This is a genomic window from Nocardia concava NBRC 100430 (assembly GCF_000308815.1).
GTDB classification, from domain to species: domain Bacteria; phylum Actinomycetota; class Actinomycetes; order Mycobacteriales; family Mycobacteriaceae; genus Nocardia; species Nocardia concava.
In genome coordinates, this window is sequence record NZ_BAFX01000074.1 from 33740 (window position 1) to 46756 (window position 13017).

Below are 13017 nucleotides of genomic sequence, written 5' to 3' on the forward strand. Positions count from 1 at the left end.
CGGTGCGGAGCCTTGGGTGGCCAACGGTCAGGGAAGGGTGCGGCAGTAGAGGGCCTGGGGGCGGTTGCCTCGGTTGTTGTTGCCGGAGAAGGCGATTCCGGCGACGTACTCGTTGGCGTTGCACTGGCCCTTGTAATAGCCGTTGGCCCAGTCGCCGCCCTCGCCGGAGGCGGGACGGTTGTCGCCACGGTCGAACCAGACGGTGCGTCCGGCGCCTGCCAGGGGGAGGCGGGCGGGGGCGCAGAGGATGGCGGACATGGCGTCACCGTGCAGGCTGTAGCCGAGCATGAATTGGCCTTCGGCGCACTGGTATTTGGTGAAGCCGTTCGCCCAGTCGGTGGTGACCTTCTCGGTGTTGACCTTGACCGCGTCGGCGCCGGGCTGCCACAGGTCGCTCACGGTGGCGTCACCGCAGAGCCCGCCCTGGCCGCGGTCGGTGACACCGAACAACCGCTGGCCGTCGGGACACACCATCTTGTGCGCGCCGCCGTCCCAGTCCGCGGCGGCGCGGATCGAACGGTTGTCGTCCTCGTGGATGCCCTGCAGCATGGACCAGCTGCGAACCGGGGCGACCTTTCCGGTGAATCCATTGGCGGCCATCAGGCGATCGAAATGCCCACCGCGCCAGTCGTCCGCGTCGGTGATCTTGCGCAGCCCGCCGCCGGTGTCATAGCGCAGCAGGCCCCAGGAGTTGCCCTTGTCGCTCTGCTGGAAGCCGACGATCGGCCAGTAGGCGAAGTCGAGATCCCGATCGATCAGGTAGTCGACCATGTTCTTGAACCACGCTTTGTCGAGATCGCTGGAATCGGTTTTGCCGACACCGAATTCGCTGACCCACACCGGGGCGGTGAAATGCTTGTCGGCCGTGGTGGCGACGTAGCCCGCGCGTTCGTCCATCGACTTGAACAGATCGGCGCGCGACATGTCGCGGAAGCGCGGATCGTGGGTCTCACCGCCGCCGAGGCCGGTGCCGCCGGTGTGATTGGGGCCGATATAGCCGTAGAAGTGGACCGCGTACACGACCTTGTGGGACGTCACCAAGGTGGTGGACAGTCGCTGGATCGGCTCCAGCATCGGCCGCTCGTGCCAGGTCAGGTCGGTGGGGATGCCCATCCAGTTCACGCCCTCGACCATGATGAGCAGCTGCGGATTGCCCTTGGTGAGGATGGCGTCGCCCGCCTCCTGCGTGGCGTCGGCCCAGTCGTGGCTGTCGCCCTGCCCCCAGTTGGGGTTGTCCCAGGTGTCACGGCGCACCTCGTTGCGCAGGTCCGCGCCGATGACGCCGGGATCGTTGCGATAGCGGGCGGTCATGAAAACCCAGTCGTCGATCCACTGCTCCCAGGACTGGCCCGAATTCCAGCGCTCGTTGCCGTCCACGCCACAGCACCAGCGCGTACTCGTGGTGTGGTTGTTGAGGATGACGCCGAGCCCGGCCGAGGTGAGGGCGGTGACGGCCCGGTCGTACACCTCGAGCGGGCGCAGTCCGTTGAGTTCCGGGTTGACGGTCAGTCCCTGCACCGCGCGGGTGTCGGTGATCATCTGGTTCGAGAACGGCAGGCGAATGCTGTTGAGCCCCAGCGCCTTGAAGTCCGCGACCAGTTTGGCCATCGGTACCCGGTCGAGTCCCAGCGGGGCCCGGTGCCCGTTCTCCTCGGCGGCGTTGTTGGCGTCCACCTCGTCGTCGCCGCTGCCGTTCCAGGTGCCGCTGGCCCCGTGCCAGTTGCCGGACTTCAGCTTCACCCGATTGCCGCCGGCATCGACGATGTATCGCCCGCTCGTACTCAAGGGGCCCTTCAGACCCCCGGGGTCAGCCGTTGCGGGAGCGGTGCCGTTCATGAACGGCACCGCCAGCGTCCCGAGCAGGAGCAGCACCGTGGCCAGCTTTCTCATTCCGAATCCTCATCATCGCGAAGCCAATCCGATCGACCGTAGGATCGGGCGCGCGATTTCTGAAACAGCAAAATTCGGGCCGCTGATCAGCTTTTCTTGTTAATCACCTGAGCGGCAGGGATGGTCGGCCCAGGCCGCGGGCAGAATTTCGCCCGAGATGTCGGCGATTTCGCTCAAACGGGACGGGGCGACGCCCATGCGGCTCAGCTGGATCAGGCCCTGGGTGGTCATGATGATGTTGGCGCTCAAGGTCGAGAGCAGGGTTTCGTCGATCGGGCCCGCGGTGGCCATGGGCTTGCGGAGGCGTTCGGCTACACCGTTTTCCATGGCGGCGGTGGTGCGCGCGCCGATGGTCGCGACCTCGGGGATGCGGGTGGCCAGCTGGGCGATGCTGTTGATCATCAGGCAGCCGCGGCGGTCCGGGTGGGCGGCGCAGTCGTCGATGACGGCCCGGCAGAGGGCACGGACGGCGGCGCGGGCCGAGCCGGGGGCGGATTCGACGACCTCGCAGACGAAGCGGGCGCGTTGGTCGCAGTAGCGTTCGAAGGCGGCCAGGAACAGGCCGCGCTTGTTGCCGTAGGCGCCGTAGAGGCTGCCGTTGCCGATGCCGGTCGCACGGGAGACGTCCTCCACCGAGGTGGTGTCGAAGCCCTGGGCCCAGAAGAGCTCGATCGCGGCATCGAGCAGTGTCTGCTCGTCGAACTGCCGTGGTCTACCCATGGGGATCACCGTATCAATATGCGATCTGGCGCACTCCACTTGTTCTGGAGGCGTGCCTCCAGAATACTGGTGGATATGTCCTCCATATCTTCCGATTCGACCCGCCGCCGGGTGGGGATCCTCATGTTCGATGGTGTGAAGATGCTCGACTTCGCAGGCCCCGCCGACGTTTTCATGGAGGCCAATCAGGTCGTGCACGACTATGAGGTGGTGTTGCTCTCGCCGGACGGCCGCGATGTCCAGACCTCGATCGGGGCGCGGGTGGCGGTGTCCGGGGCCGCGGCGGAGGCCGGGCGGTTCGACACGGTGATGATTCCGGGCAGTGAGCTGCCCGCGTCGGTGTTCATGACGCCGGAGGTGCTGGCGGCGGCCCGCTGGCTGTCGGCGCGCACACGTCGGTTGGTGTCGTTCTGCAGTGGCACCAGGGTGCTGGCCGAGCTCGGTTTGCTCGATGGGCGGCGAGTGACCACGCACTGGAAGTTCGCGTCGGATCTGGCCCGCCGATTTCCGGCGGTGGAGGTGGACGCCGACGCGATCTTCGTGCGCGACGGAAACCTCTACAGCTCGGCCGGTGTCACGGCGGGAGTGGACCTGGCGCTCGCGCTGGTGGAGGAGGATCACGGTGCGGAGGTGGCGCGGCAGACGGCGCAGCTGCTGGTGGTGTACATGCAGCGAGCCGGTACGCAGTCGCAGTTCTCGGCCTCGCTGGCCGGGCCGGTGCCGCGCAGCTCGCTGGTGCGCACGGTCGTCGATTTGATCTGCGCGGATCCTGCCTTCCCGCATACGGTGCAGACCCTGGCCGCGCACGCACGGGTCAGCGTCCGGCACCTGACCCGGCTGTTCCGGTCCGAGTTGGAGCGGTCACCGGCCGAATACGTGGCCTTCATCCGCTTCGGCGTCGCCCGGGACCTGCTGCACAGCGGGGCGTCGGTGACCGAGGCGGCGACGGCCGCCGGTTTCGGCAGCAGTGAGGCGCTGCGCCGGACTTTCATCGCGCGCCTGGGGATTTCACCGCGCGCCTATCAACAGCACTTCCGGACCACCGGGTCGGCGAGCTGGGCGGACCGGCCGGACACCACCATCGCCGCCGTGTCTTGAATCGTGGACTTCACGGCCCATCCGGCGGGGCGCGGTTCGATATTTCCGGACGAAAATGAAAGCCGCTGTGGCACAGGCCATCGCGACACTGCCTGATCTCCGATTCGACTCGAGGAGTTACCCCGCTATGACGACCGCCCCGACCGTGGTTCTGGTGCACGGCGCTTTCGCCGATTCCTCCAGCTACAACGGCGTCATCGAAATCCTGGCCGCCGAAGGCATCCCGGTGCTCGCCGCCGCCAACCCCTTGCGCGGTCTCACCTCCGACGCCGCCTACATCGCCTCCGTCGTGGACAGCATCGACGGGCCGGTGGTGCTGGCCGGACATTCCTACGGCGGCAGCGTCATCAGCGTTGCCGCACAGGGAAAGCCGGAGGTCAAGGCACTGGTCTACCTGGCGGCCTTCATCCCCGCCGAGGGTGAGAGCGCACTGGAACTGACCGACAAGTTCCCGGGCTCGACCCTCGGCCCGACCACCCGCCCCGCGTCGTATCCCGCGGCGGATGGCGCCGAGGCCACCGAGCTCTACATCCGCCGGGACGAATTCCCGCAGCAGTTCGCCGGGGATGTTCCCGCCGCCACCGCCGCCGCCATGGCGGTGACGCAGCGCCCGGTCGCAGTGGCGGCGCTCCAGGAACCGGCCGCGGCCGCCGCCTGGACGACCATTCCGGCCTACGCGCTGCTCACCACCGAGGACAAGAACATCCCCGTGGAGGCTCAGCGTTTCATGGCCGAGCGTGCCGGTGCCGACACCGTCGAGATCGCCGCTTCGCACGCGGTCACGGTGTCGCGGCCCGACGCGGCCGCCGAGCTGATCCTGCGGGCGGTACGCGCGATCGGCTGAGCAAAGGGCAAGCGCCCCTGATCAATCGAGGCCGACGAGTTTGGTGAGGAAGCGGTCGAGCTGCTCGTCGGCGGGGGGCCAGGGCATATCGGGTTCGTTGATGCGTTGGGAGAGCATGCCGTTCACGGCGGTGCGCAGGTCGATGGCGACGGTGGTCGCATCGTCGGCGGGGGCCAGGTTCGCGTCCATGCAGCGCTGGACGGCGTCGACGGTGCGCTGGACCATCACCTGCTTGAACGGCATGCCGAGCTTTCGGTGCACCAGACTCTCGTGCAGAACCTTGTAGAGGCCGGGATGCCGCTGGGCCCAATCCATTTGGGCAAGCATGCGCGCGCGTAGTCCGCGGGCGGGATCTTGCTCGGCGGCGTCCGCGGCGTCGCCGGCGCCCACCAGTTCCTCGTGACAGCGCTGGGCGACCGCGAGTACCAGCGAATCCCGGTCGGGGAAGTGCAGATACACCGAGGTGGCGGCGATCCCGACGGTGCGGGCCACCGCGCGCAGTGACAGCGCCTCGTCGTCGGCGAGGTCGTCGAGCATTCGCATCGCGGTCTCGACGATCTCCTCCCGCAGCATCTCGCCGCGTCCGCGGGCGTTCGGGCGGCGGCGCGGTGCCGAGATTTCTTCCATGACCGGCATTGTAACTGGACAGTCATAGCGCTACATTTATAGCGCTACAGCTGTAGCGCGACACATGTTCATAAAATGAGGAGTGGTCGCCATGACCGCAGTCACCCCGCCCGCCGAAACCGATATCGCGGCACTGGATTCGATGTTCGCGCAGATGGAATCGGCCAGCGTCCGGCACGCCGACGCGGTATCCAGCTTGTCCGAGCGGGAGAAGGTGTTCCTGCGCCTGACCGCCGACGTCTGCGCCCAGGCCCTCGGGCTTCCTTTCGAACGCCACCTGCGCGACGGACTGAATCTCGGCGTGACCTCCGCAGACGTGCGCGCCCTGCTGCGCCTGATCTCCTACGACAGCGGCTATCATACGGCGCTGGCCGCATTCGATCGCCTGGCCGAGCTGGAAACGGTGCTGGGCCTGCCGATTCCGGAGACCGTGGAACCGCTGCCCGGCGAGCTGGTGACGTCGGGCCCCGATGCTCCGCCCTCGCCGCTGCCGGAAGCGGCGCGCGCCACCTTGGCTCAGCTGGATCCGTACTTCCTGGATTACTTCGATCTCCAGTCCCGGATGCGCACGCCGTCCGGTCCGGGGACCCTCACGGTTCGCGAAAGAGCCTTCACCACAATGAGTATCGATATCCACTACCAGACCCTGGGCGATACCTTCCGCATCCACACTCAGCGGGCGCTCGGCGGCGGCGCGACCGTGGACGACGTCCGGGACGTGCTGCGCTTCAACGCGCAGTTCGGCGCCACGCGAGCCTGGCAGGCGTGGAAGGCATTTCACGCCCACGCCGCCGAGGGGGCATGGGAGCTCGGCTGAGCAGTGTGGCGGGGACGGCCAGGACTATGAGCGACAGGGCCGCCAGGAGGGCGTAGCCGCCGAGTGCGTAGCCCGCGGTCGAGGCGAGGGTGGCCAGGGCCGATCCGCCCCACACCCGTGATTCGACGGCTCCCTGGATGTGCATGCGTTCGGTCTCGGGGAGGTTGCCCGCGAGCAGGTTGCTGGCTCCGATGTAGGCGAGGTTCCAGGCGTAGCCGAGCAGGAACAGGTCGATCGCGAGTAGGGCACCCCCGACGGCGCCCGCCACGGGGGCCGCGGTGGCCGAGATCGCCAGCAGCGCAAGGCCGGTCACGATCAGGGGCCGGCCGCCGAAGCGGTCGCACAGCAGGCCCGACAGGGGTGCGAGGGCGAACATGCCGAAGGTGTGGGCGGAGATCATCACGCCGACGATGTGCAGGCCGTGGCCGTGCTGGTGGATGGCGAGCGGGGCGGCGGTCATGATCGTGGTCATGACCACCTGCGCGGCCAGCATGGAGGTAAGGGCCAGCCGCATGGGCGGGCGTTGGGGCGGAGTCTCCGGTGGAGTGGTGGACGTGTCGCGGCGCAGGGTGGTAGCGGTGAGGGCCGCGACCGTGACGGATACCGTGCCGAGCAGGAAGACGGCCGTCTGCGCGGGGCGGTCCACCGTCTGTGCCGCCGCCGACAGCGGGGCGAGCAGGAGCGGACCGCCCACCGCCCCAATGGTTCCCGCCCACACGACCACGGCCAGCAGCGCACCCGGCCGTCCCGGCCGCAGGTCGGCGGCCGCGTACCGGGACAGCTGGGCCGCCGCATTGCCGACGCCGAGCAGCACCATGCCGACGATCAGCAGCCAGACCGTCACCGTCGACAGCACCGCGCACAGCCCACCGGCCACGCCGACGGCGTATCCGCTCACCAGGCCCGCACGTCGACCGCGGCGTGCCATGACCGCGGTCAATCCCGATGCCCCGAGCGCGGTTCCGAGCACACCGGCGGCGCTCGGCAGCCCCGACCAGGCCGGGCCCAAAGCATCGGCGGCCACCAATGTGCCCATCGTGGAGGCGGTCACCATGGTCAGGCTCATTGCCGCGGCACCCAGGAACAATGCCACCAGCCACCGGCGTTTCAGCACCGGCTCGGTCTCGATTGCGGTCATGAGAAAACGCTAGAAGCCGTGCGGGCCGCAAAGAATATGATGGTCAAGGAGATTCGGCCGCTTCGGCTGCCGATCGCAAGGCGTTCAGGAGGAATCGGTTTGCACACGAACAAACCCCTGGACGACACCGACTGGAACATCCTCGCCGAGCTCCAAGCCGACGCCCGCCTCTCGTACAACGAATTGGCCCGCCGCGTCCACCTCTCCGCGCCCGCCGTGGCCGATCGGGTGCGCCGCCTCGAGGAGTCGGGCGTGATCGCCGGTTACGAGGCCCGCGTCGACCCGCGCCGCACCGGCCTGCCGGTCCTCGCGTTCATCCAATTGCGTTGTGCCCTGGGCAAATGCCTGCTGAAGACCAGCACCGCCGAGGACTATCCGGAGGTCGTGGAGGTTCATAAACTCAGCGGCAGCCACTGCACCCTCCTCAAGGTCCGCGCCGCCTCCCTGCAGCACTTCGAGGGCTTGGCCGAGCGCATCGGCGAGCACGGCACCATCGAGACCCATATCGTCCTGTCCACCCAATACGAGACCCGCTCGATCGTGCCTCTGGAAGTGGACCGCCCCGTGAGCAATCCGAGCGGCTGGCCGCAGCGCTGAGTCAGGCTCCCGTGGTGCGGGAGCGGATGGCGCGGTAGGTGCGGGGGACGGTCGCGAGAACGAGGCTCGTCAGGGGATCGGTGAGTGGGTGGTCGAGGTGGACCCACATCTCGTATCGGTCGATCAGAATGCGGTTGAGGGGCACCACCTTGTAGTCGATGGTGCCGATCTGTGCGCCGTCGGCATCGCGGACGAGGAATCGGGTCGATCTCGAGCCGGTGCATTGGACCGTGGCGACCAGCCGATCGTCCTCGTCGGTAATTGTGAACTTGCCTGTCGCCGACCAGCCCTGGGTGATCTTGCCGAGCCCGTCGATGCGCGTGACGGCCTTGAACCGGACGACGCCCTCGGTGATCGTGTGGACGAGTGCGTCATGCTCGTCGCGAAGTTCGACATTCGAACCGGCCAGCCGCTCCAGCGTTTTCGCCCCGATCGGCACCAGCGACCCCACCGCCGACCCGTCGCCGTCGACGATGCTCCAGCCGTGATGCTCGATCAATTCCGCCTTGTGCCGAAACACCAGCGCCCGTTCCCGGAGCAGCCGCGGATCGTCCGAAACCTGCTGCGTCGCCGTGGTTCTCACGGGCAGCGGTTGGCTGCGTTCGGTCCATCGATAGCCATCCCAGAACCGGAGAACGCCGCGCTCGGGATACCAGCCCGCGGGCGGAAGCGGTTGCGTCATGCCCTCAGGGTAGGAATCCCGGGCCTGCGGCCCCACCCACCGCAGGGGTGGGAAAACATCACCCGGTCATCGATCGAGTCGCGGACCCGATGCTATGCCTGGCCGGTTTCGAAGCGGCTGACCTTGCCACCGGTGATGGTGAAGCGCCATGCGGTGCGCATCGCGCCCCAGGTGTCGTTGCGGTAGTTGGCGATCAGGGCGAGGCCGTCGTCGGATTGCGACTCGACGTCCATGTGGCCTCCCGAGGAGAAGATCTCGCGCTCGGTCCAGTCGTCGACGTCGCGGTCCGAGCCATCGTCGGACATGGTCACTCCGGGCGTGAGGGTTGCGGCGAATGCGCTGCGGTCTCCGGAGTTGAGCGCGTCGACGAATGCCCGTACGGCGGGGTTGGTCAGCTGATTGACGGCGATGCTCATGAATTCACTCCCTTGCGGTTGGCGGGAACGATCTCACTTGATGCGAACCTCATGGTCACACGGGGCGCAGGGTGGTCAGGGCTGTGTCGAGGAAGTCTCGGACGAGTTTATCGGGGTGGCCGGAGGGGAGGACCAGGCAGGTTTCCAAGGCGGGGGCGTCGGTGACGACGTGATGGACCACATCGGGGCGGGTGTAGGCGCGGGCCAGGCTCAAGGGGACCAGGGCCAGACCCTGGCCGGAGGCGATCAGCTCGAATTTCTCCTCCAGGGAGGCCGTGCGGCGGTTGGCGAAGTCGAGGATCTGTTCGCCGTCGAGGTCGGCTTCGGTGAGGGAGTCGCGTGCGGCGAGTGGGTGGGTGGTGGGCATGCAGGCCACCCTGGGATCGAGGCCCACGGGGATGGTGCGCATGCCGGTGTCGTCGAAAGGTCTGCGGAGGTAACCGATTTGGGCGCGGCCGTCGCGAAGTGGAGTGTCTCGTTCCCACCAGCGGGCGGGGACTATGTCGGTATCGATGTCGGGGTGGAGGGCGGCGAATTCGCGGATGGCTTCGGAGATCCGCAGGCCGGGGGAGAAGGCGATGACCAGCCGTCGCGCGCCGCGGTCGGCGCGCTGGACGCGTTGCACCGCGGCATCGACGGCGGCGAGGATGCTCTGCGCTTCCTCGTAGAGCTGCCTGCCCGCGGCCGTCAGCTCCACATTGCGAGTGGTGCGCACGAGCAGCGCGCAGTCCAGTTCCTGTTCGAAGGCCTTGATCTGGCGGCTCAGCACGGGCTGGGCGATGTAGAGCTGCTCCGCGGCCCGGCCGAAGTGGCGGTGCTCGGCCACGGCGGCGAAGTAGCGGAGCTTGCGCAGATCCAGATCCATACCTTCACGGTATCAATCGATGGAAAGGGTCTTGGACGTCGCGTCGTGGGCTCACCAGACTCGAAGCATGATCGTCATTACCGCCCCCACCGGTCACATCGGCAGCCGGCTGCTGGAGATCCTGCTCGAAACCGCCACTCGCGGTGAGGAATTGCGCGTCATCGTGCGCGATCCCGCCAGGCTGCCGGAGGCGGTCCGCTCCCGCGTCGACATCGTCACCGGATCGCACGGTGACGCCGATGTCGTGGACCGGGCCTTCGCCGGCGCGGACGCCGTCTTCTGGCTCGTCCCGCCCGACCCCTCCGCCCCGACCCAGGACGCCCCGTTCTCCGGCTTCACCGCCGCGGCCGCGAAGGCGTTCACCAAACATCGGGTCGGCCATGTCGTCGGCGTCTCGGCGCTGGGCCGCGGCACGCCGTTCGCCGATCGGGCCGGGCACGTGACGGCGTCGCTCGCCATGGACGACCTCATCGCGAGTACGGGCGTGGCCTTTCGGGCGCTCACGAATCCCTCGTTCATGGACAACCTTCTGTGGCAGGCGATTTCGATCCGCGAGACCGGCGTGTTCACCGGAACCGTGGCCCCCGACCGTGCCGCGCCGATGGTCGCCACCCGCGATATCGCCGCGGCCGCGGCCCGCCTGCTGCTCGACCGCTCCTGGACCGGAACGGGTGAGGTGCCGGTGCTGGGACCGGAGGATCTCGCGCCGAATGACCTGGCGCACACCATGTCCGAGGTGCTCGGCCGCCCGATCGGCTACCAATGGCAGTCCCTCGACGACTGCCGTGCCACGCTGACCGCGCGCGGTACCAGCGAGGCGATGGCCACCGCCTTCGTCGACATGATGCGCGCCAAGGAGAGCGGCCTCGACGACGCCGTCCCGCGCACCGAGGCGACCGCCAGCCCGACCACCTTCCGGGAGTGGTGCGAGCAGACCCTCGCACCGGCGGTCGGCGTCTGAGCGATAGCCGATCGCGCTGAGCGTTGGCCAATAACGAAGTGCCCCACCGGTTCCGGGAACCGGTGGGGCGCTTTCTGTGGTGCCGGAGTCTAGCTCGACGCGGGCTTGTAGGCCGCGATGGCCCAGATCACCACGACGTCCAGCGCGATGATGAGCAGCGACCAGGCCGGGTAGTACGGGATCCAGAGGAAGTTCTCGACGATCGAGAGCGCCGCCAGGATGATGGCCGCGGTGCGACCCCAGGTGGTGCCCATGAGCAGGCCGATGGCCACGCAGATCTCGATGACGCCGAGGACGATGTGGATCCAGCCCCAGCCGGTGGTGTTCAGCTTGTAGATGTAGTCGTAGCCGACTACCAGCAGGTCGTCCGAGGCGACCGCGGAGATGCCCTGCAGGACCGAGAGCACACCGATCACGATGAGCAGAATGCCCGCCGCGATCGATGTTCCGGCTGCCAAGCCCTGCTTCAATGTCGGTTCAGGACCGGTACTGTGTGCCATTCGCCGAATATGCCACGGGTTTGCTGGCTAATCGGACAACCGATACCGACGTGTTGCGGTGGGGATTTCCGCACACTCGTCGGACTGGGGGTCACGGCGTGGTGAGCGCCTGTGAGACAGCGGTTCCGAACGGGAGATCGGCGGTGGTGCCGACCTTGGTGTATGTGCCGCCGGTGCGCTGGCTCAGGGTTTGCAGGGTCTGAGTGCCCGCGCCGCCGACCACGATGACGTCGACGCGCACCGGATGGGCCGGGTCGGTCGCGGCGGCGATATCGGCGAGCAGCTGATCGCCGGTGATGGGGGAATCGTCCTCCGGGCCGTCGGTGATCAGCAGAATCGAATTGGTGCGCGCCGTCGCGTAGTTGGCCAGGACGTTCTTGTAGGCCGCCTCGAGGGTCGGATAGGTGCGGTCCGGCTTGGACGGACTGGCGGTGACGGTGGTCAGGCCCTGGCTGATGGCCGCCCGCTGGTCGTTGCTGAGCGGCGCGGTCGCGGTCACCACCTTGTAGGGGTTGTTGCCGTCGAGATTCTTCGAGTACTCCCACACGCCGAGCCCGAACTCCGGCGGCATCACGCCCATCGTGGACTCCAGTGCCGCAACGGCATTCGCGAGCCGGGTGCCGTAACCCTCGGCGGCGGTCATGGACGAGGAGACGTCGAGCAGCACGGTCGCCTGCACGCCGAGCACCGGGTGGGCGAGGATCTGATTCACCTTGTCCAGCACCGCTTTCGCCGGCACCGGGGTGGTCGCCGGGGGAGCGGCGCCGAAACCGTTGTCGGTGAACAGCTTCGACTGGTCGGGGGCGCGCAGGAAATCGGAGAACAGGCTCGCGACCAGATTCTGGGTCGCGTCCACCCAGGAACCGGTGAGCTGGGCGGCCGGATAGTCGGCGACCGGGCCCGCGCCGTCGGGGCGGAAGGCGGTCAGGCCGTTGCGGGCGCGGATCTGCTGCTCGGTGGCCGGCACGGCGTGCACAGGCGCGTTCGCCTGGGTGTTGGCGGCGAGGTCGGTGAGCGCGGTGGCGGTATCCTTCGCCGCGGGTGCGGATGCGGCCAGGTTCGAGATGGCCGAGACGACCTGACCGGTGGCGACCGCCTTCGCGTCGAGGGGATCGGTGCCGGAGACACCCGACCCGACCGCGGAGGCGACCGCGAGCGAGGCGTCGCCCGCGGGCAGGGCCAGGCGCAGCTTGCCCCAGGGCGCGAGCCCGATATCGGCGAGTGAACCGCTCTGCAGCTTCGGCAGATCCGCCCAGTGGACCTTGCCGGTTTCCAGGGCGGTGCGAAGTTCATCGGGGACCGCGAGAGAAATAGGACTCACGGCGATCGGCGCGGGGGTCCCGGCGATCAGGCCCGGCACCCGCATCTGCTCGACCGAACGGGTGGACTCCGGAATCCAGAGCCCGGGCTGCGGGCCCAGCGCCGGATCCCACGGCTTGCCGGAGGTGAAGCCCGCGACCATGGCGGCCGACGGCTGGGCCGTGACGCTGACCTGCGCGCAGTGGTCGCGGACGTGCGGCTTGGTGGAGTTGAAGCGGTCGGCGGCGGATTTGACGGGGGTGAGGATGTCGGGATCGACGGTGACATTCAGGGTCGCGGTGCCCTCGACGCAGGAAGCGGCCGCACGGGTGTCGCGCTCCTTGGACCGATCCGATAACCAAGCCCAGCCGACGACGGCCAGCGCTAGCACGATCACCGCGGCGATTGCGATAACTGGTCCCTTGCTGACACCTCGTGACCCGCCCGCGGCGCGATGAGTACCCACGATCGACCATCCTATGATGACCACCAGGTCACCACGTGTACCAGCCGGTTACGCGCAATCCGACCGGCACGGAACGGAAACGGCGGCCACCCCGCAG

The 13017-nt window shown here is 68.0% G+C and carries 14 protein-coding genes; 5 read left to right on the forward strand and 9 right to left on the reverse strand.

Annotated elements, in window-relative coordinates:
• Positions 1-27: 27 nt before the first annotated feature.
• A complete protein-coding gene (locus tag ON43_RS14545) occupies positions 28-1890 on the reverse strand; it encodes a glycoside hydrolase family 5 protein (RefSeq protein ID WP_040807820.1) in 1863 nt (620 codons plus the stop codon).
• A gap of 99 nt (positions 1891-1989) precedes the next feature.
• Positions 1990-2610 (reverse strand): TetR/AcrR family transcriptional regulator, encoded by a 621-nt coding sequence (locus ON43_RS14550; RefSeq protein ID WP_051178431.1) that lies wholly within the window; start codon positions 2608-2610, stop codon positions 1990-1992.
• Between the two features lie 75 nt (positions 2611-2685).
• On the opposite strand from ON43_RS14550, the gene ON43_RS14555 reads away from it, so the two are divergent.
• Together ON43_RS14555 and ON43_RS14560 are read left to right on the forward strand one after the other, a co-directional pair.
• A complete protein-coding gene (locus ON43_RS14555) occupies positions 2686-3708 on the forward strand; it encodes a GlxA family transcriptional regulator (RefSeq protein WP_040808102.1) in 1023 nt (340 codons plus the stop codon).
• A 127-nt stretch (positions 3709-3835) separates the two neighbouring features.
• Positions 3836-4552, forward strand: coding sequence for an alpha/beta fold hydrolase (locus tag ON43_RS14560; RefSeq protein ID WP_040807821.1), 717 nt, complete (start codon positions 3836-3838; stop codon positions 4550-4552).
• 21 nt (positions 4553-4573) lie between these two features.
• On the opposite strand, the gene ON43_RS14565 is transcribed toward ON43_RS14560, so the two are convergent.
• Positions 4574-5179 (reverse strand): TetR/AcrR family transcriptional regulator, encoded by a 606-nt coding sequence (locus ON43_RS14565; protein WP_040808104.1) that lies wholly within the window; start codon positions 5177-5179, stop codon positions 4574-4576.
• Between the two features lie 91 nt (positions 5180-5270).
• Between ON43_RS14565 and ON43_RS14570 the strand changes: the two genes are divergently transcribed.
• The gene (locus ON43_RS14570) at positions 5271-5996 is read left to right on the forward strand and encodes a carboxymuconolactone decarboxylase family protein (RefSeq protein WP_040807822.1); all 726 of its coding nucleotides are present in this window, start codon (positions 5271-5273) and stop codon (positions 5994-5996) included.
• On the opposite strand, the gene ON43_RS14575 is transcribed toward ON43_RS14570, so the two are convergent.
• Positions 5908-7134, reverse strand: coding sequence for an MFS transporter (locus tag ON43_RS14575; protein WP_051178434.1), 1227 nt, complete (start codon positions 7132-7134; stop codon positions 5908-5910). The two genes, ON43_RS14570 and ON43_RS14575, sit on opposite strands and share 89 nt — an antisense overlap.
• 99 nt (positions 7135-7233) lie before the next feature.
• On the opposite strand from ON43_RS14575, the gene ON43_RS14580 reads away from it, so the two are divergent.
• Positions 7234-7731, forward strand: coding sequence for an Lrp/AsnC family transcriptional regulator (locus tag ON43_RS14580; protein ID WP_218003269.1), 498 nt, complete (start codon positions 7234-7236; stop codon positions 7729-7731).
• A 1-nt stretch (position 7732) separates the two neighbouring features.
• Here ON43_RS14580 and ON43_RS14585 read toward each other — a convergent pair whose 3' ends face one another.
• The 3 genes from ON43_RS14585 to ON43_RS14595 form a co-directional block, all read right to left on the reverse strand.
• The gene (locus ON43_RS14585; protein ID WP_157514034.1) at positions 7733-8413 is read right to left on the reverse strand and encodes a DUF2510 domain-containing protein; all 681 of its coding nucleotides are present in this window, start codon (positions 8411-8413) and stop codon (positions 7733-7735) included.
• Positions 8414-8505: 92 nt separating this feature from the next.
• Complete coding sequence (locus tag ON43_RS14590; protein ID WP_040807827.1) at positions 8506-8829, reverse strand: hypothetical protein; 324 nt, start codon at positions 8827-8829, stop codon at positions 8506-8508.
• Between the two features lie 55 nt (positions 8830-8884).
• Entirely contained in the window at positions 8885-9694 is an 810-nt protein-coding gene (locus ON43_RS14595; RefSeq protein ID WP_040807830.1) for a LysR family transcriptional regulator, read from the reverse strand.
• A gap of 67 nt (positions 9695-9761) precedes the next feature.
• On the opposite strand from ON43_RS14595, the gene ON43_RS14600 reads away from it, so the two are divergent.
• Complete coding sequence (locus tag ON43_RS14600) at positions 9762-10655, forward strand: NAD(P)H-binding protein (protein ID WP_040807832.1); 894 nt, start codon at positions 9762-9764, stop codon at positions 10653-10655.
• 89 nt (positions 10656-10744) lie between these two features.
• Here ON43_RS14600 and ON43_RS14605 read toward each other — a convergent pair whose 3' ends face one another.
• Both ON43_RS14605 and ON43_RS14610 read right to left on the reverse strand, forming a co-directional pair.
• Positions 10745-11155: a DUF7144 family membrane protein gene (locus ON43_RS14605; protein ID WP_040807833.1), complete on the reverse strand. Its 411-nt coding sequence runs from the start codon at positions 11153-11155 to the stop codon at positions 10745-10747.
• A 91-nt stretch (positions 11156-11246) separates the two neighbouring features.
• Positions 11247-12920 carry a substrate-binding domain-containing protein gene (locus ON43_RS14610; protein WP_063712555.1) on the reverse strand — a complete coding sequence of 558 codons (1674 nt, stop codon included), beginning with the start codon at positions 12918-12920 and terminating at the stop codon, positions 11247-11249.
• Positions 12921-13017: the final 97 nt, after the last annotated feature.